21 protein-coding genes are annotated in these 24,448 nt (G+C 71.3%); 12 read left to right on the top strand and 9 right to left on the bottom strand.

From position 1 onward, the window contains the following. Positions 1-65 precede the first annotated feature (65 nt). The 5 genes from IEY93_RS32240 to IEY93_RS32220 all read left to right on the top strand — a co-directional run bounded on the left by IEY93_RS32240 (position 66) and on the right by IEY93_RS32220 (position 6,533). Entirely contained in the window at positions 66-695 is a 630-nt protein-coding gene (locus IEY93_RS32240; protein ID WP_189166948.1) for a bifunctional 4-hydroxy-2-oxoglutarate aldolase/2-dehydro-3-deoxy-phosphogluconate aldolase, read from the top strand. 143 nt (positions 696-838) lie between these two features. Then, positions 839-1,675, top strand: coding sequence for an SMP-30/gluconolactonase/LRE family protein (locus tag IEY93_RS32235; RefSeq protein WP_189166947.1), 837 nt, complete (start codon positions 839-841; stop codon positions 1,673-1,675). Between the two features lie 62 nt (positions 1,676-1,737). Next, positions 1,738-3,978, top strand: coding sequence for a DUF8189 domain-containing protein (locus IEY93_RS32230; RefSeq protein WP_189166946.1), 2,241 nt, complete (start codon positions 1,738-1,740; stop codon positions 3,976-3,978). Between the two features lie 514 nt (positions 3,979-4,492). Further along, the gene (locus IEY93_RS32225; protein ID WP_189166945.1) at positions 4,493-6,058 is read left to right on the top strand and encodes an MFS transporter; all 1,566 of its coding nucleotides are present in this window, start codon (positions 4,493-4,495) and stop codon (positions 6,056-6,058) included. Beyond that, positions 6,051-6,533 (top strand): hypothetical protein, encoded by a 483-nt coding sequence (locus IEY93_RS32220; protein ID WP_189166944.1) that lies wholly within the window; start codon positions 6,051-6,053, stop codon positions 6,531-6,533. Before IEY93_RS32225 ends, IEY93_RS32220 begins: the two co-directional genes overlap by 8 nt. 119 nt (positions 6,534-6,652) lie before the next feature. Here IEY93_RS32220 and IEY93_RS32215 read toward each other — a convergent pair whose 3' ends face one another. Further along, positions 6,653-7,078, bottom strand: coding sequence for a CoA-binding protein (locus tag IEY93_RS32215; RefSeq protein WP_189166943.1), 426 nt, complete (start codon positions 7,076-7,078; stop codon positions 6,653-6,655). A gap of 117 nt (positions 7,079-7,195) precedes the next feature. After that, positions 7,196-8,215, bottom strand: a complete 1,020-nt coding sequence (locus IEY93_RS32210; protein WP_189166942.1) for an aldo/keto reductase — start codon at positions 8,213-8,215, stop codon at positions 7,196-7,198. Positions 8,216-8,372: 157 nt separating this feature from the next. Between IEY93_RS32210 and IEY93_RS32205 the strand changes: the two genes are divergently transcribed. From IEY93_RS32205 to IEY93_RS32180, 6 genes are all read left to right on the top strand, one after another. Next, a complete protein-coding gene (locus tag IEY93_RS32205) occupies positions 8,373-8,981 on the top strand; it encodes a TetR/AcrR family transcriptional regulator (RefSeq protein ID WP_189166941.1) in 609 nt (202 codons plus the stop codon). A gap of 213 nt (positions 8,982-9,194) precedes the next feature. Further along, positions 9,195-10,586, top strand: coding sequence for a DUF4331 domain-containing protein (locus IEY93_RS32200; protein ID WP_189166940.1), 1,392 nt, complete (start codon positions 9,195-9,197; stop codon positions 10,584-10,586). Between the two features lie 53 nt (positions 10,587-10,639). Continuing rightward, entirely contained in the window at positions 10,640-11,974 is a 1,335-nt protein-coding gene (locus IEY93_RS32195) for a tetratricopeptide repeat protein (RefSeq protein ID WP_189166939.1), read from the top strand. Continuing rightward, a complete protein-coding gene (locus IEY93_RS32190; RefSeq protein ID WP_189166938.1) occupies positions 11,971-13,392 on the top strand; it encodes a nickel/cobalt transporter in 1,422 nt (473 codons plus the stop codon). The genes IEY93_RS32195 and IEY93_RS32190 overlap by 4 nt, the downstream gene beginning before the upstream one ends. Before the next feature lie 80 nt (positions 13,393-13,472). After that, the gene (sigK, locus tag IEY93_RS32185) at positions 13,473-14,072 is read left to right on the top strand and encodes an ECF RNA polymerase sigma factor SigK (protein ID WP_189166937.1); all 600 of its coding nucleotides are present in this window, start codon (positions 13,473-13,475) and stop codon (positions 14,070-14,072) included. Further along, positions 14,069-14,938 (top strand): anti-sigma factor, encoded by an 870-nt coding sequence (locus IEY93_RS32180; protein ID WP_189166936.1) that lies wholly within the window; start codon positions 14,069-14,071, stop codon positions 14,936-14,938. The genes sigK and IEY93_RS32180 overlap by 4 nt, the downstream gene beginning before the upstream one ends. Positions 14,939-15,187: 249 nt before the next feature. Here the strand turns inward: IEY93_RS32180 and IEY93_RS32175 are convergent, their stop codons facing one another. From IEY93_RS32175 to IEY93_RS32160, 4 genes are all read right to left on the bottom strand, one after another. Continuing rightward, positions 15,188-16,999 (bottom strand): HsdM family class I SAM-dependent methyltransferase, encoded by a 1,812-nt coding sequence (locus IEY93_RS32175; protein WP_189166935.1) that lies wholly within the window; start codon positions 16,997-16,999, stop codon positions 15,188-15,190. Positions 17,000-17,257: 258 nt separating this feature from the next. Continuing rightward, on the bottom strand, positions 17,258-17,899 hold the full coding sequence (locus tag IEY93_RS32170) for a DUF4352 domain-containing protein (protein WP_189166934.1): 642 nt from the start codon (positions 17,897-17,899) through the stop codon (positions 17,258-17,260). Between the two features lie 43 nt (positions 17,900-17,942). Next, a complete protein-coding gene (locus IEY93_RS32165; protein ID WP_189166933.1) occupies positions 17,943-19,220 on the bottom strand; it encodes a vWA domain-containing protein in 1,278 nt (425 codons plus the stop codon). Between the two features lie 101 nt (positions 19,221-19,321). Then, positions 19,322-19,861, bottom strand: a complete 540-nt coding sequence (locus IEY93_RS32160; protein WP_189166932.1) for an NYN domain-containing protein — start codon at positions 19,859-19,861, stop codon at positions 19,322-19,324. A gap of 473 nt (positions 19,862-20,334) precedes the next feature. Here IEY93_RS32160 and IEY93_RS32155 point away from each other — a divergent pair, with 473 nt between their 5' ends. Continuing rightward, positions 20,335-21,594 carry an MFS transporter gene (locus tag IEY93_RS32155; protein ID WP_189166931.1) on the top strand — a complete coding sequence of 420 codons (1,260 nt, stop codon included), beginning with the start codon at positions 20,335-20,337 and terminating at the stop codon, positions 21,592-21,594. Here the strand turns inward: IEY93_RS32155 and IEY93_RS32150 are convergent. From IEY93_RS32150 to egtD, 3 genes are all read right to left on the bottom strand, one after another. After that, positions 21,576-22,301: a sulfotransferase-like domain-containing protein gene (locus IEY93_RS32150; RefSeq protein WP_189166930.1), complete on the bottom strand. Its 726-nt coding sequence runs from the start codon at positions 22,299-22,301 to the stop codon at positions 21,576-21,578. The genes IEY93_RS32155 and IEY93_RS32150 overlap by 19 nt on opposite strands. Positions 22,302-22,413: 112 nt before the next feature. Next, positions 22,414-23,295: a class I SAM-dependent methyltransferase gene (locus tag IEY93_RS32145; protein WP_189166929.1), complete on the bottom strand. Its 882-nt coding sequence runs from the start codon at positions 23,293-23,295 to the stop codon at positions 22,414-22,416. Positions 23,296-23,331: 36 nt separating this feature from the next. Further along, the gene (gene egtD, locus IEY93_RS32140) at positions 23,332-24,276 is read right to left on the bottom strand and encodes an L-histidine N(alpha)-methyltransferase (RefSeq protein ID WP_189166928.1); all 945 of its coding nucleotides are present in this window, start codon (positions 24,274-24,276) and stop codon (positions 23,332-23,334) included. Positions 24,277-24,448: the final 172 nt, after the last annotated feature.

Genomic DNA, 24,448 nt, shown 5'->3' with positions numbered 1-24,448 from the left:
ACGGCCCGCATCTTCGGAGAACGGACCGATGACCGAATGTCTGAGCGCGAACGGTGGATGACGTGATGCCGGAGAAGGCGAAGTTCCTCGACGATCTGGCCGCCCGGCGGCTGGTGGCCATCGTCCGCGGCCGCGACGCGGACGCGGCGTTGCGCACGGTGGTGACGCTGGTGGAGGAGGGAGTGCACCTCGTCGAGGTTTCGCTGGTGACCTCCGGCGCCCTGGCGGTGATCCGCCGTGCCCGCGCGGCGCTCGGCGACGCCGCCGGCCTCGGCGCGGGCACCGTGATCAGCGCCGACGACGCGCGGCGGGCGGCCGACGCCGGAGCCGGCTACCTGGTCACGCCCGCGGTCGGTGAGGGAGTCGCCGAGGGCGCGCGGCTCGGCCTTCCCGTCCTCGCGGGCGCGCTCACCCCGACCGAGGTGGTGGCCGCGCTCGACGCCGGAGCGGCCGCGATCAAGCTGTTCCCCGTATGGTCCCTCGGCGGCGTGCGTTATCTGAAGGCGCTGCGCGACCCCTTCCCCCGGGTGCCGTTCGTGCCGGTCGGCGGCGTCGGCGTTCCGGAGGCGGGGGAGTACCTGCGCGCGGGAGCGGTCGCGGTCGGGGTGGGCTCCCCGCTCGTGGGCGACGCGGCCGACGGCGGGAGCATCGACGAGCTCAAGGCCCGCATCGCGGCCTTCAAGCAGGCGCTCTGAGCGGGCAGGCGCTCCGCGCTCTCGGCGGGCCGGCGCTGTGAGCGGGACGTTCTGCACGAACCAGCGCTTCGAGCCCTCCCTCCCCTGCATGTGACCTCAGGTCGAACCCCCCGGCCGAACCTCCGTCCGAAAGGCGCGAACGCGTGAACGTCTGGTGCCCGACCACCTGTGAGCTGGGAGAAGGAGCACGCTGGGTCGGCGGGCGACTCGTCTTCGTCGACATCCTCGCGGGCCGGCTGCTCGCCGCTCCGGCCGACCGGCCCGGCCCGGCGCGCGTCCTGGCCCAGGTCGGCGTACCGCTCGGCGCGGTGGCTCCCACCCGCACCCCCGGCCGCTGGCTGGCCGCCGCGGGGCAGGGCTTCGCGCTGCTGGACGAGGCGTCCGGCACGCTGGACTGGATCGCCCGGCCGCTGCCCGCCACGTCCCGGATGAACGATGGGGTCTGCGACCCGTCGGGCCGGTTCTGGGCCGGCGCCATGGCCTACGACGCCACGCCGGGCGCCGGCGTGCTGTACCGGGTCGGCGCCGACCTGACCGTGACCACCGTCAGGACCGGCCTGACGATTCCGAACGGCCCCGCCTTCACCGCCGACGGCCGCACCATGTACCTCGCCGACAGCGCCGAGGGCCGCATCGACCGGTACGCGGTCGACCCGGCCACCGGCGACCTCGGCGAGCCGTCCGTCTTCGCCACCGTCACCGAAGGGTCCCCGGACGGGATGACGGTGGACGACGAGGACCACCTGTGGGTCGCGGTGTGGGGCGGTTCCGCCGTGCACCGGTACGCCCCGGACGGCCGGCTCGTCCGGGTCGTCCCGCTGCCCACCCCGCAACCGACCAGCGTGTGCCTCGTCGACGGCCGCCTGCTCGTCACCTCCGCCGCGCTCGGCCTCGACCCGCCGCCACCAGGGGCCGGAGCCGTCTACGCGGTGGACGCCGCCGCGCACGCCCGCCCCGCGACCCCCTTCCCCCTCGGCTGACTCCCGCCCTCGCTCCCTCCTTCACCCCCTCACCCCCCTCACCTCACGGAGGTTCCGGCACCATGCAACGAATACCTCGACGCCTCACCACGCCACTCCTGGTAACGGTGATGTCGCTGTTCGCGACCGTCGCCGCGATCGGTACCCCCGCCACCGCCGACGACGGCGTCGCCGCGCCGGCGACGGCCGGTACGGTCACCGCGGACACCGGCGGCTCGGCCCCGGACCAGGGCGCGCCGAAGTACTACGACAGCGGCCACGCCCCCGTGCCCTACATGGGGTGGAACACCTACTACGGCAGGTTCCTCCCCTACAGCAGCGACCCGGACAAGTACCTGGGCGCGCCGGCGATCAAGAGGGTGGCCCGTCACCTGGTGGACAGCGGGCTGGCGGCGGCCGGGTACACCATCGTCTGGATCGACGGCGGCTGGAACCTGGCCGCCACCGAGTCCGGCGGTGATCCGCTCTCGCATTCGATGGGACGGGACGCCCAGGGCGACCTGCGCTACGACCCCGAGCGGTGGCGCTTCGACCCCGCGCGGCCGGTCGACGCCGAGACCAACGGGCTGCGGCAGCTCACCGACTACCTGCACTCGCTCGGCCTGAAGGCCGGCATCTACACCGACGCCGGGCCCGAGATCCCCGCCAACTGCGGCATCGGCAGCGGCGGTCACTACAAGCAGGACGCCGACCGGTTCGTGGCCTGGGGCTTCGACGCCGTCAAGGTCGACTTCCTGTGCGGGGTGGCCGCCGGGCTCGACCCCGCCACCGCCTACCGGCAGGTCAGCCAGGCCGTGGCCGGGCGCATGATCCTGAACATCTGCAACCCGGTCACCACCGACTGGGGGAACTACCCGCTCGAACGCACGGCGATCCACTCCTACAGCTTCGGCGCGACGATCGCCGACTCCTGGCGGACCGGGACCGACAGCGCGTTCCTCGACAGCGACGGCAACGAGTGGTCCTACTTCCGGCGGGCGCTCGGGGTGAACGAGTACCACCCCGAGGCGAATGGTCCTGGGCACTACAACGACCCGGACTACCTGCTGCCGGACCACGGCCTGACGTTCGAAGAGGCCCGCGCGCAGTTCGGCATGTTCGCCATCATGGCCGCGCCGCTGGTCATCGGGACCGACGTGACGGCCTTCGACGCCGCCACCACCGAACTGTTCACCAACCCCGAGGTCATCGCGGTCGACCGCGACCCGCTCGCCATCCAGGGCGTGCGGGTGGCCTCGCCGGGTTACGGGCTGGAGGTGTACGGCAAGCGCCTCGCCGTCCGTGGCACGCGCGCCGTGGCGCTGCTCAACGCTTCGGAGTCCGACGCGTCCGTCACGGTGAACTTCGCCGACACCGGCCTGGCCGGCGCCGTCAGGGTGCGGAGGCTGTGGGAGCGCCAGGACGCCGGAAGCTTCTCCGACTCCTACACCACGACGGTGCCGCGGCACGGCGTGGTCCTGCTCAAGCTGACCGGCACCGAGTCGGTGCTCGGCGCCGACCTGGGCGGCGAGGCCACGGCCAGTCCCGCCTTCGCCTGGCAGGACGCCACCCACGCCGTCGCGTTCGTCCGCCGTGCCGACGGGGCCCTGTGGGAGCAGCGCTCGCAGGACGGCACCTGGTCACGCCGCTGGACCCGGCTCGGCGGCCCGGTCGGCGGCGTGATCCTCGGCCAGCCCGCCGTGGTCGCCGGCCGTGACCGGATCGACGTGTTCGTCCGCGGCATCGACCGGGGCGTCTGGCAGCGCACCCACACCGGCAAGAAGTGGGGGCCCTGGCGTCCCCGGGGCGGGAGCGCCGCCGACGGCCCGGCGGTCGCATGGACCGAGCCCGACTCCTGGACACTGTTCGTCACCGGGACCGACGGACGGGTGAAGTACCGGACCGCGGCCTCGAACTGGACCGACCTCGGCTCGCCCGCCGGTGGGGTGGTCTACGGCCGCCCGTCCGCGGCGGTGCGCCCGGACGGCGGGGTCGAGCTGGCCGTACGCGGCAACGACGACCACCTCTACCTGCGGACCTTCTCCGGCGGGCAGTGGAGCGGGTGGGTCCTCGGCGACGGCACCATCAGCGGTAGCCCCACGCTGACCGCCACCCCCACCGGCATGTCGGTGTTCGCCAGGGCCGCCGACTACAAGCTCTGGCGCAGGGACTTCGCCGGCGGCCAGTGGGGCGGCTGGTACCAGCCGGCGAGCTGGGCCGCTGACACCTTCACCGGCGCTCTCGGCGTCGCCCCGGCGGCGGACGGCCGGATCTCCGCCGTCGTCAACGGCACCGACGGCCATGTCCACCTGACCACCCTGTGACCATCCGCTCCGTCCGTGCACCTGCCGCCCGGGAGAGGCGCGGCGGGGTCGTCGGGACGATTTCGTAACCGCCGCCGTCATCCGGTGCCGCCCCCGCCGCACCGGATGACGGCGAGCCATGTCGCAGGGTGTCGACCACTGCTCTGGCGACTCGGACGGGGCGGTGAGCAGGGGGGATATCGGGAGCGATATCGAATGCACCGTCGCCGCGATATTGGACATATGGCGACAGATCTGGTCTGCTCGGCGGGCAGGTGACCGGACTGGGGCCCAGCGTCCTATCCAGGAACCCTGACTGCCCGACCATCCGAATCCAGCCAGTGGCGACCGGACCTCGCCGCTCCGCCGCCCTGGAGACCCGACCGATCGACTGGACCTTCCGCCGTCTCGTGAATCCTCTCCACCGGCCTTCCATCGCGGGCCCGCCCGTCGCCCCTCCGCCGGCCCATCTGGCCTTCGCCCGCGTCTGCGCGGCGGTAGACCGGCGTCCCGCACACCTAGCGGTACCCCTGCCATGACACCCGACCCCGACGAATGCGAAGAGAGCGGAGCCCCGGCCGCTGGGCGCAGGGTGATCGTGATCGTCATCGTCGTGCAACTGGCCATATCGATCGGCTTCTTCGCCGTCATGGCGCACCTGGTCACGCACCTGCGCCACGACCTGGGCCTGCTCGCCGGAACCATCGGCCTGGTGCTCGGCCTGCGAGTCGCCGTCCAGTACATGCTGTTCCTGCCGGCGGGCGCGATCACCGACACGATCGGACCCGGGCGGGCCGGATCGCTGGCATGCGCCCTCCGCGCGGCCGGGTTCGCGCTTCTGGGCACGGCCAACGGTCTCGGCGGGCTCCTCGTCGCCGCGGTTGTGCTCGCGGCCGGCGGAGCCCTGTTCCACCCGTCCGCTCAGTCCTTGCTGGCCGGCGTGGCACGGGCGCGCCGTTCCCGGGGCTTCGCGGCCTACCTGATGGCCGGGCAGGTCGGTGCGGTGGCCGGGCCACCGGCAGGGCTGCTCCTGCTCACCGCCGGCGGATTCGGGACCCTGGCGGCGCTGGCGGTGGTCGCTTGGGGGACCGCAGCCCTCATCTTCCTGTTCCTCCGCCCGGCACGCGGCGGCACGTACCGGGCCGCGAGACGAACACGGGCCCGCGACGCATCCTGCCCGCTCCACGCCGGCGTCCGATGCCCGGCGCCGGACCGGGCACGCGGCGCCGCCACGGAAGCGCGAGCCGGCAACGGCCACCTTGCCGGGTCGTTCCGCCGCACCTTGGCCACGCTCCGCACCAGCCGCTCCGGCGGGCCGTTGCAGCGCACGTCGGCGGTGCTCCGTGACCGGCGGTTCCTCATCTTCGCCGCGACGGTGGCGCCGAGCACGCTGCTCGCCGATCAGGTCGTGACCGTGGTCCCGCTCAAGGAGGTCGGCGGGCAGGCGAGCACCCTGTTCTTCTGCGTGGTCGCGATCGCCACCGCCGCCGTTCAGCCCTGGTGCGCCGCAGGCGGCCGGGCCGCCGAGCGTCCCTGGGTACTCAGAAGCGGGCTGCTCTGCGCCGGAGCGGGTTACCTGATCCTCCTCGCCCTCCCTCCCGGGGGCATTCCACTGGCCGGCGGCCCGCCGGCTCGCGTCATCTCGGCCGGCGTTCTGCCACTGGGCGTCCCGCAGGGCGCAGGGGCGATCGCCCTGCTCATCATGGCCGCCGTGCTGCACGGACTGGCCTCCGGGCTGATACAGGCGGCGTTGTTCCAGACCGTGACGCGCCGCGCGCCGTCCGGACGCTTCGGCACGTACTTCGGGCTGCTCAGCTTCCTGTCGGGCGCGATGGCACTGGTGGGCGGTCTCGCCGTCGGCCGCCTGTTCGACATCGGCAGCCACGGAGCGAACGCGGCCCTGCTCGGCCTCGCCGTGGTCGCGGTCCTCTCCGCCGCCGCCGTACGACCACCCGGACGACATGCGCACGACCGGGACGACCCGCAAGCCCGGCACAACCCGCAGACCCGGCGTGGCCTGCACCACCCGCAGGTCGGGCACGACCCGCAGGACCTGCGCGATCGGCACGAATCACGGGAAGGGACGGGCGCAAATGCTTGAGATCATGGTCGGCTCTCTGCTCGTCGCGCCTCTGGTCTTCCTCGTGCTGGCCATCCGGCTCGTGCTGCGCGGGGTACGGACGCTGCTCAGGGGACGGCCGCCTTCGGCGGCGGAGGTCCTGGCGGCGAAACCGCTGGCCGAACTCGCCGCGATGTCCGCCCTCGGCGTCGCGCTCTGCTGGGCGTGGGGCATCGGGTCCGGCATCTACGTGCTCGACCCCGATCAGATGTGCGCGGCGGCCGCCGCACCCGCGGAGGTGTACGCGCACGGCGAGTTCGTCCGCGTCGCGACCCATTACGGTTTCCCGGTGGCCGCGACCTGCCTGTGGGACGGCGGGACCGCCTACGACCTCGTGCCGCCCTGGGTCAACCCGATGATCGTGCTCTTCGCGCTGACCCTGGTCGCAGCTCTCCTGGCCCTCGTCGGCGGCGTCGTTCTGCGCCGCAGGGGCCACATGACGCCGGCCACGGAGTAGGCCGCCACCCTCCGTCCCGGCCGGCATCGGGCCTCGGGTGATCGACGGCGATCACCCTCGTACGCGGCCCCGTCCGCTCCCCTTGCGCGAAGCGGCGATCGCCCGCGTCGATGGCATCGTCAGGCGCCTCCGCGCAGGACCCATTCGACTCCGGGGCAGCGGTTCATCACCACGTCGAGGCCGGCGTCGAGGGCGCGCTGGGCGGCGGCCTCGTCGATGACGTCCAGCGGGAGCCAGACGGCGCCGGCGCGGGCCGCGATCGCCTCGTCGACCGCCTGCCCGGCGAACTCCGTCCGCCGGTACACGCCGACGACGTCGACTTTGACCGGTACCTCGGCCAGCGAGGCGTATCCTTGCTCACCCAGCACCGTCCTGGCCGCCGGATGGATCGGGACGATCCGCTTGCCCCTCTGCTGCAGCAGGCGCGCCTGCTGGTAGACCGTCCGGCCCGGATCGTCGCCGAGCCCGACGAAGGCCCAGATCTGCGACTCGTTCAGCAACCGCTTGATGACACGCTCATCCGCGAAACGATCGTCCACGCCCATCGTCAACACGACAGGCGCCGCACCGCTTCCCGTTTCCCGCACGATGACGTCACCGGTGCAGCCCGGCGACGGCCCCCGTTTCGTGCCGGACGCCCGCCGCGCGGCCGGCCGAGGCGGTCAGCGGCGGCGCAGCGACGGGTCGAGCAGGGCGGGCGGGGTGTCGTACTTCTCTTCGGGGGCGAGGTCGACGCCCGGCGTGACGATCGCGTCGATGGCGTCGAGGACATCGGCCGGCAGCACCGTGTCCGCGGCGGCGAGCTGCGAGTGCAGGTGGTCCAGCGTGCGAGGGCCGATGATCGCGCTGGTCACGGCGGGGTGGGCGTTCACGAAGCCGAGCGCGAGCTGGATCATCGTCAGCCCGGCCTCGTCGGCGACCTTCGCCAGCCGCTCCACCGCGTCGAGCCGGGCACGGTTGGCCGGGAGGGACAGGTCGAAGCGCTCCGGCAGGACGGCCGAGCGGTGCGTGGTGATCTCCCGGCCCTCGCGCACCGCGCCGGACAGCCAGCCCGAGGCGAGCGGGCTCCACACCAGCACGCCGAGCCCGTACTGCTCGGTCACCGGCAGGACGTGGGTCTCGACCCCGCGCTGCAGGATCGAGTAGCCGGGCTGCTCGGTGACGTACCGGCCGAGGTGGTTGTCCCGGGCGGCCCACTGGGCCTGCACGATGCGGTACGCCGGGAAGGTCGAGGAGCCGAAGTAGCGGATCTTCCCGGCGCGCTGCAGGTCGGTCAGCGCCGACAGCGTCTCCTCGTCGCTGCTGGTCGGGTCCCACCGGTGGATCTGGTACAGATCGACGTGGTCGACGCCGAGGCGGCGCAGGCTGTCGTCCAGCGCGGTGTACAGCCAGCGGCGCGAGCCGCCCTTGTGGTTGCGCTCGTCGCCCATCGGCAGGGCCGCCTTCGTGGCCAGCACGATGTCGTCGCGGCGGCCCGCGATGGCCTTGCCGACGATCTCCTCCGACTCGCCCTGGCTGTACCGGTCGGCGGTGTCGATGAGATTGATCCCGGCTTCGAGGGCGGCGTCGATGATCGCGGTGGCGTCCTCCTGGAGGGTGCGGCCGATCGCGCCGAAGTTCATGGCGCCGAGCGAGAGGGTGCTGACCTGTACGCCGGTGCGGCCCAGGGTGCGGTACTGCATGACGGTGTCTCCTCAGGGAGTGGGGAATGCGTGCTCACAACGCCCGCCTGTCGCCGAGCCGTCGCTCATGGCATCATGGTTAACCGGAACGTTGTCCCGATTGACGATACGGAACGATGTCCCGTTTAGCAATCCCGGTGGTGGAAGGAACGGCACGATGGATCACGGCGACCGATGCGAAGGGGGCGCGGCCCGGCCCAAGCGTGCGGACGCCCGGCGCAACGAAAAGGCCCTGCTCGACGCGGCCGCCGCGATCTTCGTCACCAAGGGCGTCGACGCGCCGGTGCGCGACATCGCGGCCAAGGCCGGCGTCGGGACGGCCACGATCTACCGCCACTTCCCGACCAGGGCGGACCTCATCATCGCCGTGTACCGGCACCAGATCGAGGCCTGCGCCGAGGCCGGTCCGGCCCTGCTGGCGACCAGTGCGACGCCCTACGCCGCGCTGGAGCGATGGATCGACCTGTTCGTCGACTTCCTGGTCACCAAGCACCGGCTCGCCGACGTGCTGCTCGCCGACAGGGCGGACAGGACGGACACCACCGGCTTCCAGGCGCTGCACGCCTACTTCCTGGACAACCTCGTGCCCGTGTGCACCCGGTTGCTCGACGCCGCCGTCGCCTCCGGCGAGATCCGCGCCGGCTACCGGGCCGAGGAGCTCATGCGCGGCGTCGGCAACCTCTGCATCGGCGCGGACAGCGACCCCGGCTACGACGCGCGCCGGCTGGTCGCCCTCCTCATCGCCGGCCTGCGCCTGCCGCACTAGCCCGGCCGGCGGCCACGCGAGGGCGGCGTCCCGTGGTGGGCGACGCGGCGGGCGACTTTCGGGTGTGGCGGGGATTTTTTAAAAAGATCGGCCCGATGACCAATCCGAACCGGCCGCGGCTGCGTATGCCCGGATGAGGATCCCGGCCGGACCTCTCCGCTCAGCCAACGCCCGGTCGTACGCCGACCGGCCGCCGAAAGGACCTTCTCCGACATGGAGCTCCGGATCAACCGGCGAGCCCTTATCGCGCTCGGCGTCGCGGGAGCGCTGTCCGCCTCCTCGCTCGCCCTTCTCCGTCCCGAGACCAGCGGCGCGTCCTCGCACCGCGAGGCCCCGCTCATCGCGGGGGACCCGCGCAACGACAACACCGACCTGTACGCGTTCACCAGCCCCGACAGGCCGGAGACCGTGACGCTGATCGCCAACTGGCTTCCCTTCGAGGAGCCGACCGGCGGGCCGAACTTCTACACCTTCGACACCCGGTCCCGCTACAACATCAAGATCGACAACGATGGCGACGCCAAGCCGGACGTCGTCTACCAGTGGACCTTCCGCGACGAGGACCGGCGCGGCACCACGACCTTCCTCTACAACAACGGCCAGGTCACCTCCATCGACGACGAGAACCTGCTGTTCCGCCAGCGCTACACGCTCAGGAAGTTCACCCGCCGCGGCGCGGTGACCCTGGTCAGGAACGGCGTCGTCGCCCCCTCCAACACCGGCGCCGCGTCCATGCCCGACTACGCGACGCTACGCGCGCAGTCCGTCAAGGGGCTGCCGAACGGCGGCCGCACCTTCGCCGGCCAGGCCGACGACCCGTTCTTCCTCGACCTGCGCGTCTTCGACCTGCTGTACGGCGGTGACCTGTCGGAGGTCGGACAGGACACCCTCAAGGGGTACAACGTGCACAGCATCGCCCTCCAGGTGCCCAAGCACGAGCTGGCGCTGAACGGCGACGCGCGCCGCAACCCGGTCGTCGGCGTCTGGAGCACCACCGACAAGTGGAGCCCGGGCGGCTACCGCCAGGTGTCGCGGCTGGGGAACCCGCTGGTCAACGAGGTGGTCCTCCCGGCCGGTCTGAAGGACACCTTCAACGCCATCAGCCCGGACAAGGACGCCGGCATCGCCGCCGTCGTCCAGCGGGTCACCAAGCCCGAGCTGCCCAAGCTGATCGAGGCCATCTACAAGATCCCCGCGCCCAAGACCCCGCGCGCCGACCTCGTCGAGATCTTCCTGACCGGTATCGCCAAGGCCAACGGCCCCATCAAGGCCGACCTGAACTCGCAGCTCCTCAACAGGGACGCGCGCGCCCGCGCCTTCCGGCCCTCGGAGATGCTGCGGCTGAACATGGCCGTCCCGCCCGCCCGTGACCCCAACCGGCTCGGCGTGCTCGCCGGTGACCTGCAGGGCTTCCCGAACGGCCGCCGCCTCGGCGACGACGTGGTGGACATCTCGCTGCAGGCCGTCGAGGGCGCCGCGCAGTCGGGCGAGCTGGTCCAGGCCCTGGCCACCGGCGACCAGGTCAACGAGAACGACCGGCCGCTGGAGGGCCGCTTCCCGTACGTCCCGCTGCCGCACACCGCCGCCGTCAACCAGCAGCGCTGAGCCGCACGGCCGGCCGGCCCGCGAACCACCACGCAACCATCAGGAGAACCACCATGTCCGATCCCGACCGCCCTCCCCGGCGGATCAGGACACCTCGCGGGTGGGTCCGGACGGCCGTCCTGGCCGGTGCGGGCGCGCTGGCGGTCGCGGCCGGCGCGACGCTGCTCCCGCCCGCCGGCCGGGACGCCGCCACCACCCCTGCCGCGATCGCCCCGGCGGCGGGCGCGTACGCCGAGACCCCGGTCTCGTCCGCCGGTCTCGCCCAGGCGGTGACCGGCCTGCGGGCCAGGCTGAAGCGGCTGCCCGGTGACCACCAGGCGTGGGCCTCGCTCGGCGCGGCGTACGTCGAGCAGGCCAGGGTCACCGCCGACCCCTCCTCCTACGCCAAGGCCGAGGCGGCGCTGGGCCGGGCCGCCGCGCTGGCCCCGGACGACGCCGCCGTCCTCACCGGGCAGGCCGCGCTGGCCGCAGGACGCCACGAGTTCGCCCAGGCCGTGCGGCTGGCGCGGCGGGCGACCGCCGTCAACCCGTACGGGGCGGCGGCCTACGGCGTGCTGACCGACGCGCACACCCAGCTCGGCGAGTACCGGCAGGCCTCCGAGGCCGTCCAGCGGATGATGGACCTCAAACCGGGCGTCGCCTCCTTCACCCGCGCCTCCTACGACGCCGAACTGCGCGGTGACGTACGCCGGGCGGGCGAGCTGCTGGAGGCGGCGCTGCGCGACGCGTTCGACCCACACGACATCGCGTACTGCCAGTACTACCTCGGCGAGCTGGCCCTGCGCCGCGGAGACCTTCGCCGGGCCGAGCGGCGGTACGACGAGGCGTTGCGGGCCGTGCCGCAGTACGTCCCGGCGCTCGCCGGCCGGGCCCGCGTGGCGGCACTCGGCGGACGGCTCGACCAGGCCGCCGCGGGCTACGCGGACGTGGTGGCGCGCCTCCCCCTCGCTCAGTACGTCATCGAGTACGGCGAGGTGCTGCTGAAGCTGGGCCGGGACCCCGGGGAGCAGTGGCGGATGCTGCGCGCGCAGAAGACGCTGATGGCCGCGAACGGGGTGCGCGACGATCTGACCTGGGCGGAGTTCGAGGCCGACCACGGCTCGCCGGCGCAGGCGGTCCGGCACGCCGAGGCCGAGTACGCAAGGAACCCCAACATGGTCGCCGCGGACGCCCTGGCCTGGGCGCTGCACAAGGCCGGGCGGTCCGCGCGGGCCCTGCCGTACGCGAAGAAGGCCACCGCGCGTGGCTGGCGCAACGCGCTGTTCCTGCACCACCGCGGCACGATCGAGCGGGCGCTCGGGCGCGGCTCCGGCCGCTCGTTCTCCAAGGCCAAGGCGGACAACCCGCGCTTCGACCCGAAGCTGCCCGCCCTCGCGAGGTTCTCATGATCGCCCTGGTGCTGGCCGCGGTCGTCGCGGCCCATCCGCTCGGCAACTTCACCGTCAACCACTACAACGGCCTGAAGATTTTGCCGGACCGCGTGGAGAACACCGCCATCGTCGACTACGCCGAGCTGCCGACCCTCCAGGCGGCACCGGAGGTGGACACCGACCGGTCCGGCGCGGCCTCGGCCGAGGAGACGGCCGCGTACGCCACCACCACGTGCGCGGCGCTCGCCCGTGCCCAGCGATTGACCGTGGACGGCGCGCAGGTGCCCTGGCAGGTGGGCCGGGCCGCCTTCCGGTACGAGGCCGGCCAGGGTGGCCTGCGCACCAGCCGCCTGACCTGTGCCCTTTCTGCCCCGGCGGCCGTCTCGTCCACCGTGGTGTTCGCCGATGCCTTCCTCGGCGAGCGCATCGGCTGGCGGGAGATCACCGCCGTCTCCCGCGGGGTACGGCTCGACCGGCCGCCGGTCCCCGCGGTCAGTTCGAGCGACGAGCTGCGCAGGTACCCCGCGGACCTGCTCGCCGACCCGCTCGACCAGCGTTCGGTGACCCTCCATGTCGCGGGGACGGGCCCGGCGGTTCCCGGCCTCCCCCAGGAAGGCGACCGCGCCGGCCGGGGTGGGACGAGCATCGGCGGTGGTGCCGTCTTCGGCGTCGGCGGCCCCGTCGGCGAGGCACTCGAAGCGGTGGACCGCACCTTCACCGGCCTGGTCGGCAGGTCGACGCTCACCGTGCCGCTCGGCCTGCTCGCCGTCCTGCTCGCGATCGTGCTCGGCGCCGGGCACGCCCTGGCGCCCGGGCACGGCAAGACCATCATGGCGGCCTACCTGGCCGGCCGCCGGGGACGTCCGCGTGACGCCCTGGTCGTCGGAGCCACGGTCACCGCGACGCACACGGCCGGCGTACTGGTGGTGGGCCTGCTGATCAGCGCCCTCACGACCGTGGCCGGGGAGTCGGTGCTGTCCTGGCTCGGCCTCGCCAGCGGCCTGCTCATCGGCCTCGTCGGCCTCGGCCTCCTCCGCTCCGCCCTCCGCCCCGGCGACAATCCGGGCCATGGGCATGGACACGCCCATGGGCATGGCCATGGGCATGGACACGGCCATTCCTCGCTGATCGGAATCGGCGTGGCCGGCGGCCTGGTGCCGAGCCCGTCGGCGCTGATCGTGCTGCTCGGCGCGGCGGCGCTCGGCCGCACCTGGTTCGGTGTCGCCCTGGTCGGAGCCTATGGGCTCGGCCTGGCCGCCACGCTCACGGTCACCGGACTGCTGCTGGTGAAGCTGGCCGCCCGCCTCGACCGGCTGGCCGTGGCCCGCAATGGATGGACGGCCCGGATCGCCGCGCTCGCCCCGCTCGGCACGGCCGCACTGGTGGTCGTCCTCGGTGCGGGGCTCACGGTCCGCAGCCTCGCCGGGGTCATCTGACATCTCTTTCATCCATGGCGCTCGCTGCTGCGTACCCCTCTGTGCGAGTCGTGCGCGGTGGTCTTCGGCCGGGAGGGCGAATGGGATCTGATGGTGAGCGGCGCGAGGGGGAGGGGTGGCGTGCGACGCAGCCGCCGCCCGCCCTCGAAGAGCTGCTGGACGCGGTCGCGCGTGGCGACCGGGTGGCGTTCGAGCGGCTGTACGACGTGCTGGCGCCCCGCGTCTACGGAGTGGTGCTGCGGGTGCTGCGCGATCGCGCGCTGAGCGAGGAGGTCGCCCAGGAGGTACTGGTGGAGGTGTGGCGGAGCGCGGCCCGCTACGACCCCGCCCGGGGATCGGTGCCGGCGTGGGTGATGACGATCGCGCACCGGCGGGCCATCGACTGCGTACGTTCGGCGAAGGCCGGCGGTGACCGGGAGGAGCAGGTGGCGCGCATGCAGGTTCACCGGCCCTTTGACGAGGTCGCCGAGTCCGTGGAGGGCCGGCTGGAGCGCGAGCGGCTGCGCCGCTGCCTGCAAGGGCTGACGTCGCTACAGCGCGAAGCGGTCACCCTGGCCTATTACGGCGGATACTCCTATCGTGAGGTCGCCGAGTTGGTGCAGGCCCCGTTGGGGACGGTGAAGACGCGCATGCGCGATGGGCTGATCCGGTTGCGCGACTGCCTGGGGGTGGAGCGATGAACCCCGATCCGCACACGCTCGCGGGCGCCTACGCGCTGAACGCCATCGACGACGAGCGGGAACGCCGTGGCTTCGAGGAGCACCTGGCCGAGTGCGCCGAGTGCGCCGCGGAGCTCGTCACCTTCACCGAGACGGCGGCCAGGCTCGGCGAGGCCGCGGCCGTCGCGCCGCCACCCGAGATGCGCAGCCGCGTCATGGCCTCGATCGAGCAGGTACGCCGGCTTCCGCCGGAAACCCCCGAGCCCGCCGGCCGCGAGCGCCGCGGCGGCCGCCGCCGCCAGACGAACCGTCCCCCGGCGGACCCGCGCGCAGAGGCCGTGCGTCCGGCGGACCCGTGGGCGGCGACCGGGCGACGGGCGGACTCGCGTTCAGCGGCCAGGCGCCCGTCCGGTCGGCGTCCGGCGGGCCGGCGCCCCTGGCTCGCCGTGGTGACCGCGGCCGCCACCGTCGCGGTGGTCGTCCTGGGCATCGCGACCGTGCGCCTGCAGAGCAGCCTCGACCAGGTGCGGCGGGCCGGCGAGCAGGTCTCGGCCGTGCTGGCCGCCCCCGACGCCCGCCTGGCCACGGCCACCGGCAAGAACGGCCGCGGCACCGTGGTCCTCTCGCGTTCCAGGGGCGGCATGGTGTTCCTGGCATCGGGACTCGCGCCGCTGCCCGGCGACCGCACCTACCAGCTCTGGCAGATCGCCCCGGACCGCATCCGCTCTGCGGGCCTGCTCAGCACCGACCCCACCGGCGCGACGCCCCCCACGGTGACCACCCCCACGCCAGGTGCCACCAAGCTAGGCGTGACCGTCGAACCCGCCGGCGGCTCCTCGCAACCCACCACCAAGCCCCTCCTCCTGGTCACCCTCCCCACCACCTGAACGCCTGCCGGATGCGCGAAGCGGAACGCGGCCGACGGTTCGGCGCACATGGTCCACGGCGGCGTCCACGTAAGCCCGATCGATGCGGTTGCCTCGCCGATCGAGGATCTCTTCGGCATCGAGATCGACGTCAGTGGCAGCGTCAAGGGTGAGTTCGACCTCATCGGGGGGCCAGGGACCGCTGTAATCCGGCACGGCGCGCTCCTCCTGAGTGCGGTCGGGCATGGCCCGCATGACCAGCAGATACGTCTAGAGTTCGGCGGTGGGGGGGTGGAGGGTGCCGGCGGTGAGGCCCAGGGTGACCGACTCGGCCATCCGGCGTCCCTGCTCGTGTACCTCGCGAAGCCCGGCCTCGAAGGCGAACAGCCGCCGCCACACCTGCCCGTACCGGTGCTGCTCGTCGAGTGGGAGCCGCGGCACCTGGGCCCGCCGGGCGTCGAAGCGGGTGATGCCCGACTGGGTGCCCGTGGTGACCGGCACCATGCGCAGGAACCCGGCGAGGAAGTACGGGTCGAGCCGGTCCGGGGCGGGGCGCAGCAGGGTGAGGCGGGGTCCGAGGAGCAGCCCGGCGTCACCGGCCTCGGCCACTCTGGTCGCGACCTCACGATCGCGGTTGGCCACCACCACGTCGCCGGGTTCGATGACGATCCGGTCCTCCGGGCGCGTGCGGGACGTGGCGGGCTCGCCGCCGAACACCTGCGCCGCTTCCAGGACGAGCTCCCCCGAGCCGTCGAGGTCGTACCGGCCCGACTGATGGAGGGAAAGGGCTCCGGTGCGCTCCAACTCGGCCAGAGGAGCCATGGGCAGGTCGCGCGCCGGGCCGGAAAGCACGTCGGGCACGAGGGCGGGCAGCCGTTCGAGCCCGCTCAGCAGAGTCGTACGAACCTCGGCGTAGTCGCCCGCCGTCCGCTCCGCTCCGCCCACATGCGGCGCGGGGCTGATGTCGACGTCCTCGTCGACCAGCTCGATGATCGGCACCGTGCGGCTCTCGCCCGGCACGTCCACGACCTGGTCGGGATCGCGGTGGAACGCCTGCCAGCGTTCGGCGATCGCGTCGAAGCCGGCCGGCTCGGCCACGCACATCAGCACCCGGGACGGGGTGCGGTCGTCCCGCGCCGGCCTGCGCAGCACCCACACGTGGACCGGCAGGCCGGTCCCGGGGGCCAGCTTCGGCGGGAGGCCGATCACCGCCTGCACCGCGCCCCGGCGGAGCAGGTTGCTGCGTATCCGGCGACCGGATCGCCGGTTCGCGGCGACCTCCGGCATGAGCATGACCGCGACGCCGCCGGGTTTCAGCTTCGACAGCGCGTGCTGCACCCAGGCCAGCTCGGACTCCGACTTGGGCGGCAGGCCGTACTCCCAGCGCGGGTCGCCCGCCAGCTCCTCGTACCCCCAGTTGCGCTCGTTGAAGGGGGGGTGGCACACCACCGCGTCCACGGTCACCCCGGGCCAGGCGTCCTCGCGCAGCGAGTCACCCGTCCGCACCGAGCCCTTGGCCCCGGCCAGGGACAGGCGTGCCTGCGCGAGCCGGGCCAGCGCCTCCTCGCTCTCCTGCCCGTACACGTGCTCCGCCGCGCCGCCGGTGGCCAGCAGCGTCCCGAGGCCGCACGCGGGGTCCAGGACGGTGCGGGCCTCGGGACCGGCCAGCTTCACCATGAACGCGGCCACCTCGGCGGGTGTCTCGGCCAGCCGCCGCGACTGCACGTCGGCGAACCGGTCCAGCAGGAACCGGACGGCCTCCTGCGCGCCCTGCTCGCCGGCGTACTCCCGCATGAGCTTCCAGGCCGGCCGGGGCACCAGGTGGGGCCTGCCCTGACCGCGCAGCAGCTCGGTCGCCTCGGCCACCACGTCGCCGAGCCGCAGGTCGTCGGCCGCCATCCTGATCTGCTGCCAGACCCGCTCGCGCAGCGGCAGCTCCTCGACCTTGCCCTGGCCGAGCAGCCACGCCTCGACCGCCTTCAGCGAGAACGTCGGGCTGGTCGCCGTGCCCCCGACCGGCTGGGGGAAGTCTTCGTACCGCCGCCGCCAGTTGCTCACGGCGGCCCGCCCGACACCCGCCATGCGCGCGATGTCGGCCGAGGTGACGGTCGCCTCGTCTCCGCTGATCGCCGGCCTCCCGGTCTTGCCCCCGGCGCGTCAGATGCCGGACTTCCTCCGCTGGAAGCAACCGTAGTCTAGGACGCCAAACCCCGGCGTCACGGTTCGGGGACACGTGAAACCCATTCACGCCGCCCCGAACCCCCCGGCCAGAGGTTCGCTGCCCAGGGCGGTGGGCAGGACAGCCGACCGAAGCCGGTGATGCGGGGGGCGGGGGTGAGGTCAGGGCAGGGTGACGGTGGTGCCGTCGGAGAAGATGGAGTCGTGCAGCTCGACGGCTCGGAGGTGGAGGTCCTTCGGTACGTCGAAGAGCAGGATGCCGCGCACCGAGTTGCCCGGGTTGATGTTGTTGAGGAAGGCGTTGGAATCCTTCAGGCCGAGGGCCGCGGCCCCGGACGCCGCGTCATACTGGCGCCCCTTGGCGTCGATGAGCTTCTGCGCCGAGTCGCTGAAGAGCTGCGCCTCGTCACCGATGTTCTTCACGACGAGGTGGACCAGCACGTACCGGCCCTGTGCCTTCGAGATCGTGAACCCCTCGCCCACCTGGGTCAGGCCCTTCTCGACCCTGGTCACCTTGAAGGCGAACCTGCCGTCCTTGACGACGTCGCCGATGCCGGCCCGCTTGGGCCTGGGCTGCTTCTTCACGGGCGCGGACGCCGCCGCGGGGCCGGTCCCGGCGGACTCCGGCGCGTCGCCGCCCCTGCTGAGCAGCGAGCCGAGGATGATCAGGCCGGCCATGACCGCGGCGCCGATGAGAAAGGCACGCAGGCAGCCCCCGCCCTTCTTGCGCACCACCACGGTCTGCGGGTACGGCTGGGCGTAGCCGTACGGCGGGACGCCGTCGCTGCGGCGGTCTCCATGCATGACGAAACTCCTCACAGGGGGAACCGGTCAGGCCGGGTAGGGTTCAGCTCTCGTTAGAGGAGGGTCCGGGGGCGGGGCGGCCGCGTTTGCGGGTGGCGCGGTGCCAGCCCGCGCGTGCCTCCTTGGAGACGCGCTTGCGGTCCACTGCCGAGTCGCGGGCGTACCGGCGCAGTTCCTCGATCTCGGCGGTCAGCTCCGCCGCGTCGGGCGCCCAGGACAGGCCCTTCTCGAGTTCGTCTCCGGCGGTTCTGAGCAGCCGCTCGGCTCCGGTGACGTCGCCGCGTAGCAGCGCGTCGGAGGCGCGGCGCTTGGCGTCCTGCGCCTCCTGGAACAGGCGCTCGGCCCGTACGGTCAGGTCCGGGGCCCGGCCGGCGGCCACGTCCCCGGGGACCACGTTGACGGTGACCGGGACGGTGACCGTGTAGGCGGTCAGCGTCCCGGCTTCGACGTACCGGAAGACGAGCTCGGCGATGGAGACCACTCCGAGCCGCGCTACCGCGGGCACGAGCAGCCGCAGCAGCACCTTGCGGGTCTCACCCGCGTAGAAGTCGCCGAGTTCGGCCATGACCGTGCCGCCGGGCAGCCGGGAGGAGGGCAGCTCGCCGTAGAGCAGGACGGAGGTGACGGGATGGTGCGGGACGACCTCCAGGGAGGCCGCCTGGGTGACCTTGGTGAGCAGGCCGTCGACCTCACCGGCGATGAGCTGCCCGGCGGTGTCGGGATCCGCGGCGTGCAGCGCGCTGCCGGCCCCGCCGTCGGCGATGGCGGCCATGAGCTCCTCGTCGTAGTCGAGGCCATAGCCCAGGGTGGTCGTCGTGACGCCCTGGCGGTGCGCGGCCATCGCCACCTGGCCCAGCTTCACCGGGTCGGTGGTGCCCAGGTTGGCGTGCCCGTCGGAGATCAAAAGAAGCGCGGCGCCCGTCCCGCCGGAGGCCCGATGGGCCTCCTGGACGCCGCGCAGCAGCCCGCTCGACAGGTCGGTGGAACCGCCCGGGCGCAGCTCGGCGATCACGTGCTTGACGGCCCGCTTGTCGGTCAGCGGGCCGGTCGGCACGTTCACCACGGCGGTGTCCTCGAAGGTGACCAGGCCGAAGTCGTCGGCCGGGTCGAGCCGGTCCACCAGGGCGAGCAGCGCCCGCTGAGCCCCGGCGAGGCGCCCGGCGGCCATGGAACCGCTGCGGTCGAGCACGACCTGGAGGGTGGCGGGCCGCCGGGACGCGGACGCCTCCGGCCGCGGAGCGGTGACCTGGACGAGGACGGTGACCTCGTCCTGCTGGTCGAGAGGGACCACGTCGAGGTCCAGATGGGCGGTGACGTGCATGACACGGGTCCTTTCGCGTACGGCCGGGCCTCGCCTTGGCCGGCCTGGGCAGGGAGGCGGGTGTCGCCGGGCTGGTCCGGGCGACACCCGCTCCTGGGCTCTCAGGCGGCGTGCGAGGCGGGGGGTTCGAGGCGGATGACGTCGGGGACGGCGGCGGCGAGGCGGCGGTTCAGCGAGCCGGCGCGGGAGACGACGGTGACGTGCAGGCCGGCCTCGGTCAGCCAGGTGGCCAGGCCGGTGAAGTAGCCGTCACCCGAGCCGATGACCACCCGTTCGAACCGCCGGTCGATGCGGTCGTCGTACGCGGACTCGACCAGCGCCCGGTCGGCGCCGTCGGGGCCCGAGCGCGCGAGCAGCCGTACGCCGTGGAACGCGATCCCGGCCGGCAGGAGCGCCAGGTGGCTCACCGCGACGACGCGGTGGTCCATCGCTCCCGTCGGCACGAGCGCCTCGTAGATCGTCATCACCTCCTCGACCTCGCTGGTCGTGGGCCGGGTCGAGCCGACGAGATTCTCGATGTCGAGCAGGTGCATGGCCCGGCCGTGCCGCAGCGACTCCTCGTGCTTCAGCCGGCGGGAACGGCGGCCGGTGCGCGAGGCCCGGGTGCGGAACTCGTCCAGGTGCGTGACGGGGGTGATCACGATACGCGTCCTTCCGGAGATCGGTGATGTGCAGCTACTCTCATGAGAGCACATGTGAACTCGATGCACAAACCAATTCTCGTGAAAGCTTCGCGATCGCTCTCTGCGAGGCTCGCATCGTGCGGAGGCATGCCGTGCTGCGGGAGACATGGACCGCCTGGGCGCAGAACGCGGCTCGGGGGAGGGTGAGGCCGGACTGGAGGCTGAAGCCCGCGACGCCATGCCGGCGGCGCTCCCGACCGAGGATCTGCTGGTCGCCACGCTCCATGCGGGCCCGGCCGGGGGCGTTCCGGCGCGAGCCCGGTGTGCGGATGCGAGGCGCCGCCCTCGATGGCGCCGGACGGCGGCGGCCGTGCGAAAGTCCTCCAGATAACGCGAGAATGCCCGGCCCCGAGCTGGAGTACGAATCGGCGCGCATATCTGACTCATCGTCGAACTATCGGTATGCCATCATGTGTTGATAGCATTCGTTGATGAGTTGTCCGCGTCAAAGGGTCGGCAAAGAAGGACCCGCCGATAAAACGATGACTCCTGCGCTCTGGTCGGTCATCGCCGTGACCCTGCTCGGCTACGTGGGCACCGCGATGCCCTACCCGGTGTTCGCTCCCTTGTTCCTGGGTACGGATTCGGCCATCGCGCGGTCCGGCGTATTGACCCCGACGATGCTCTTCGCCCTGCTCGTGGCCGTTTACCCGTTGGGGACGCTCATCGGGAGCTTCTATCTCGGGCAGTTGTCCGACCGTGTGGGACGAAGAAGGGTCATCTTCCTCACCTTGATCATGGGCGTGTTCACCAACGCACTCGCGGGATATGCGATCGTTGCCGAGAACTACGCGTTACTGTTCCTCGCTCGATTTCTCACCGGTGTCTGCGAAGGTAATGTCAGTGTGGCGAGGGCGGTGGTGGCCGACCTTGATCTGGGGGCCGGCAAGGCGGTGGCCTTCGGTTACCTGAGCTCGGCCGGTTACGCGGGCTACCTGACGGGACCACTGCTCGGCGGATTCCTGTCACACCTGCACTTCGCTTCGCCGTTCTTTCTCGCGGCAGCCCTGTGCGTGCTGGCCGCCGTCGCGTGCAGAGCCTACATGCCGGAGACCCGGATCCGGATCGGCGAAGCCCCCAGGCGGGGTTCGGTCTCATTCTGGAGGGCTCCCGGCTTGACGGCGTCTCTCGCCGTCCAGTTCTTCATCACCTTCACGATAAACATCTATCACGAGTTCTTTCCGGCCCTGATGGTGGAGAAATGGAATGCGACGCCCGAGCAGATCGGCTATGCCACCATTGTCGCGACCGCCACGATGATCACCGTGAGTGTGGTCGCCATGCGACCGATCCTGCGTCGATGGAACACGGGGCAGTTGTATTTCTGCAGTATGTTGCTGATCGGTGTGAGCATCGCCCTCTTCGTGGTACCGGGTCGACTGCTCGCCCTTTACCCCGTCTTCGTGGCGTTCGGTGTCTCGCTGGCCATCTTCAACAGCAGTTCCAACGCCTGGCTGTCCGATTCGTATGCGTATGTCGAGCAGGGCAAGCTGATGGGCGCCATCGCGTCGATGTTCTTTCTTTCGAATATCGCCGCTGCCGTGCTGGGCGGTATCATCGCCGACCACTCGATCGCAATGCTCATGGTCTTGGGCGGTATCATCGCGATCACCGCCGGGCTCGCCTTCAGGGCCGCCCGCTCCTATCGGGGACCGAGCCGAAGCGGGACCGATCAGACGGTGATCGAATAGCGGTTGATCTCCCTATAGTAGGGCAGGGCGTCCGCTATCATCTTCTCGACATGGGCGGGCAGCTCGACGGGGCGCGGCTTGGGCGGCGGTTCGAAGATGCCGGAGCTGGTCAGCGCCTCGGCGTGCCATTCCTCCCACTGCCGCCACTCGGGAATCACTTTCCCGGTGTGCCAGGTGGTCGTGTCCTGGTAGGGGATTCCCGCAAGGCGGCAGTAGGATTCCAGGGTTTCTTTCGGGTGCCGGCGGAAGGTTTCGCCGTTGACCACGATCGGGGTCTTCCCGTATTTTTCGAGCACCAGGTCGAAAATGTCCTTGATGCACGCGAAGCCGGTCTCTTCGAAAGTCGCGTCAGGCATGAGCCGGTAGAGAGACGGTATCGAGATCCGCGGGTCCCTGATGATGAACGAGTGGGTGAAGTCCGACCAGAAATCCACCTCGAAGGTCCCCCGCATGTGGAAGGCGATCTCCTTCAAGAAGAGGACGGGCCGGCCGGTCATCCCCCCTATGCTCTGCTTGATGTACGCGTACTCGTACTCCGGCTTCGGCGCGACGGTCCCGTTGTAGCGGGTGCTGGCCCGGTGGCTGCTGTAGTAGTGCGAGGGCATGAAGATCTCGTGTGCGACGGTGGTGTCATCCCTCTCCAGAAAGACACGCTCGAAGGCCGTTCCCACGGCTCTGGGGATGGCCCACAAGGCGATTTTCTTCATCAGACCCTCCCTGTCGTCGTTCGCGCCTGGGCCGGGCACGGCCGATCGCGCCCTGTCTCCAGAGGGGTGCGGAGACGGCGGCCCGGCTCTCCGGAAATCCGGTACAGAACCCTCATGCGGACCCTTGGGCACCACTTCGCCGGGAGAATGAGATCAGACTCATCTCCTGCCGGAAACGCCACGCCGACCGTTCGGGGTCGAACGCCTCGTCGAGGTAGGACGCGAAGCCGGTGTTCCGTTGCCATTCGTCGAAGGTGAGCCGGACCGGGCGCAGGGATATCTGATTCAGATAGGTGGCGAGCGTCTGCGGCTCGGCCTCGTCGATCCAGTGGTCGAAGTCGCAGTCGACGGTCGCCACCGTGAGGGTGTTCGGTCCCGTCAGCTCCGACAGGACCTCCTCCGCCGTCAGGTAGGGCTGGATCCGCTCGTGCCCCGTTTCCTTCAGGTAGAGGTCGAACAGGGCCATGTAGGCCGACCGCTTCTTCGGCAGGTAGATGAAACACCTGCCGTCGGGGGTGAGCAGCGACGCCAGCGTGCTCAGCACCCCGCGCAGGCGTTCGCGCGGCACGGTGTAGAGCGAATGCATACACCAGATGATCTCGTATGCGCCAAGCCATGACTCTGGACGGAAGTCCTCGATGCTGCTGTTGATCGAGTGTCTCGCCTTGAAAGGGTGCGGCAGATTCTTCCGGTGCTCGGTGAGCGAGTACGATGACGGGTCCAACGTGTCATAGTCGAATGTCAGGTGCGGCGGGAAGGGCACCTTCTCGCGTAGTCGCCGCGGGAAGTATCCGATCCCGCAGCCGCAGTCGAGAATGGCGGCAGAGGTTTTTCCGCGGTGCACGTCGAGGGCCTTCGCCCAGTCGAAGCCGGCGATGACCCGGTCGTAATCGGGTAACTCGGCGATCTTCGCCCATCGTTCGTGGTCCAGCGCGCCCGCACGGTAGTAATCGTTGCTGCGGCGGGTGATCTCGCTCTGCGACGACCGGGTCATCTGTCAACCTCTCGATGCGGTCGGGTGACGGGTGGCTCAGTTGGGCTGGGCCAGGACGAGGGAGAAGTCACTTCCCGGGTCGGTCCAGAACTCGCGGAGCGCGAAGCCCGCCGTGGCCAGTCCCTGCTCCAGGCATGTTCTGCGGAACTTGGTGGAAATCTCCGTACGCACCTCTTCGCCGTCGGTGAAGTGAACCGTGATGCCCAAGCCGGCGATGCGCACGTCCTGCTTGGTCAGCGAGCGCAGCCGCATCTCGATCCACTCATTGGCCGGGTCCCAGAGAGCCACGTGCGCGAACGCCTCGGGGACGAAGTCGGCGTCGAGTCGCTGGTTGATGACCCGGAGCACGTTCCGGTTGAACTCGGCCGTCACGCCCAGTGCGTCGTCGTAGGCACGCACGAGTCGGTCCTGGTCCTTGACCAGGTCGGCGCCGAGCAGCAGGAAATCACCCGACTCCAGGATCTGCCGGACATCGACCAGGAACCGGTGCCGCTCGGCCGGGAGCATGTTGCCGATCGTGCTGCCGAGGAACGCGACGACCTTGCGCGGGCCTCGCGGCAGCAACTCCAAGTGGCGCTCGTAATCGGCGACGACCGGATGGACGGCCATCTCCGGATGCTCCGCGGCGATCGTCGCCGCCGCCTCGCCCAGATAGTCGCCGCTCACATCCACGGGTACGTAGCGCTCCAGTCGCAGGGCGCCGAGCAGAAGCCGGGTCTTCTCACAGGAGCCCGCACCGAGCTCGACCAGCGTCCGCGCCTGGGTCAGCCGCGCGATGTTGTCGGCCCGCTCGAGCAGGATCTCTCGCTCGCACCTGGTCGGGTAGTACTCCTCGAGCCGGGTGATCTGGTCGAACAACTCGCTGCCACGCTCGTCGTAGAACCATTTGGGGGGCAAGGTCCTGGGTTCGGAGGTCAGTCCGAGCGCGACATCCCTGCGAAGTGCCTCATGGAGATCATTGTCTTCCAGAAAGACGTGCATGGCGCTCCTTGGCGACTGGGCTGGATCGCGACGCCGTGGCGATGGTGCACAGGCCGAATCGGAGTCTGCGCGACCAGTCGGGCGAATAAGTCGGATCGACCTGGTGATACCGGCGCAGAGGGCGTGTTGGCGCGGTTTCCATTCGAGTGTACGTCGCCAAGTAAGTCAAGGG

It is taken from the genome of Sphaerisporangium melleum (assembly GCF_014646695.1).
In the GTDB taxonomy this organism is placed as follows: domain Bacteria; phylum Actinomycetota; class Actinomycetes; order Streptosporangiales; family Streptosporangiaceae; genus Sphaerisporangium; species Sphaerisporangium melleum.
The sequence above is the reverse complement of the archived record's forward strand: the minus strand, read 5'-3'. Positions and strand labels throughout refer to the sequence as shown.

Bases quoted from the DNA above. Each gene is read 5' to 3' on its own strand.
- IEY93_RS32240 (WP_189166948.1), top strand. From the start codon at position 66: ATGCCGGAGAAGGCGAAGTTCCTCGACGATCTGGCCGCCCGGCGGCTG.
- IEY93_RS32230 (WP_189166946.1), top strand. From the start codon at position 1,738: ATGCAACGAATACCTCGACGCCTCACCACGCCACTCCTGGTAACGGTG.
- IEY93_RS32225 (WP_189166945.1), top strand. From the start codon at position 4,493: ATGACACCCGACCCCGACGAATGCGAAGAGAGCGGAGCCCCGGCCGCT.
- IEY93_RS32220 (WP_189166944.1), top strand. From the start codon at position 6,051: ATGCTTGAGATCATGGTCGGCTCTCTGCTCGTCGCGCCTCTGGTCTTC.
- IEY93_RS32215 (WP_189166943.1), bottom strand. From the start codon at position 7,078: ATGGGCGTGGACGATCGTTTCGCGGATGAGCGTGTCATCAAGCGGTTG.
- IEY93_RS32210 (WP_189166942.1), bottom strand. From the start codon at position 8,215: ATGCAGTACCGCACCCTGGGCCGCACCGGCGTACAGGTCAGCACCCTC.
- IEY93_RS32205 (WP_189166941.1), top strand. From the start codon at position 8,373: ATGGATCACGGCGACCGATGCGAAGGGGGCGCGGCCCGGCCCAAGCGT.
- IEY93_RS32200 (WP_189166940.1), top strand. From the start codon at position 9,195: ATGGAGCTCCGGATCAACCGGCGAGCCCTTATCGCGCTCGGCGTCGCG.
- IEY93_RS32195 (WP_189166939.1), top strand. From the start codon at position 10,640: ATGTCCGATCCCGACCGCCCTCCCCGGCGGATCAGGACACCTCGCGGG.
- IEY93_RS32190 (WP_189166938.1), top strand. From the start codon at position 11,971: ATGATCGCCCTGGTGCTGGCCGCGGTCGTCGCGGCCCATCCGCTCGGC.
- sigK (WP_189166937.1), top strand. From the start codon at position 13,473: ATGGGATCTGATGGTGAGCGGCGCGAGGGGGAGGGGTGGCGTGCGACG.
- IEY93_RS32180 (WP_189166936.1), top strand. From the start codon at position 14,069: ATGAACCCCGATCCGCACACGCTCGCGGGCGCCTACGCGCTGAACGCC.
- IEY93_RS32175 (WP_189166935.1), bottom strand. From the start codon at position 16,999: ATGGCGGGTGTCGGGCGGGCCGCCGTGAGCAACTGGCGGCGGCGGTAC.
- IEY93_RS32170 (WP_189166934.1), bottom strand. From the start codon at position 17,899: ATGCATGGAGACCGCCGCAGCGACGGCGTCCCGCCGTACGGCTACGCC.
- IEY93_RS32165 (WP_189166933.1), bottom strand. From the start codon at position 19,220: ATGCACGTCACCGCCCATCTGGACCTCGACGTGGTCCCTCTCGACCAG.
- IEY93_RS32155 (WP_189166931.1), top strand. From the start codon at position 20,335: ATGAGTTGTCCGCGTCAAAGGGTCGGCAAAGAAGGACCCGCCGATAAA.
- IEY93_RS32150 (WP_189166930.1), bottom strand. From the start codon at position 22,301: ATGAAGAAAATCGCCTTGTGGGCCATCCCCAGAGCCGTGGGAACGGCC.
- IEY93_RS32145 (WP_189166929.1), bottom strand. From the start codon at position 23,295: ATGACCCGGTCGTCGCAGAGCGAGATCACCCGCCGCAGCAACGATTAC.
- egtD (WP_189166928.1), bottom strand. From the start codon at position 24,276: ATGCACGTCTTTCTGGAAGACAATGATCTCCATGAGGCACTTCGCAGG.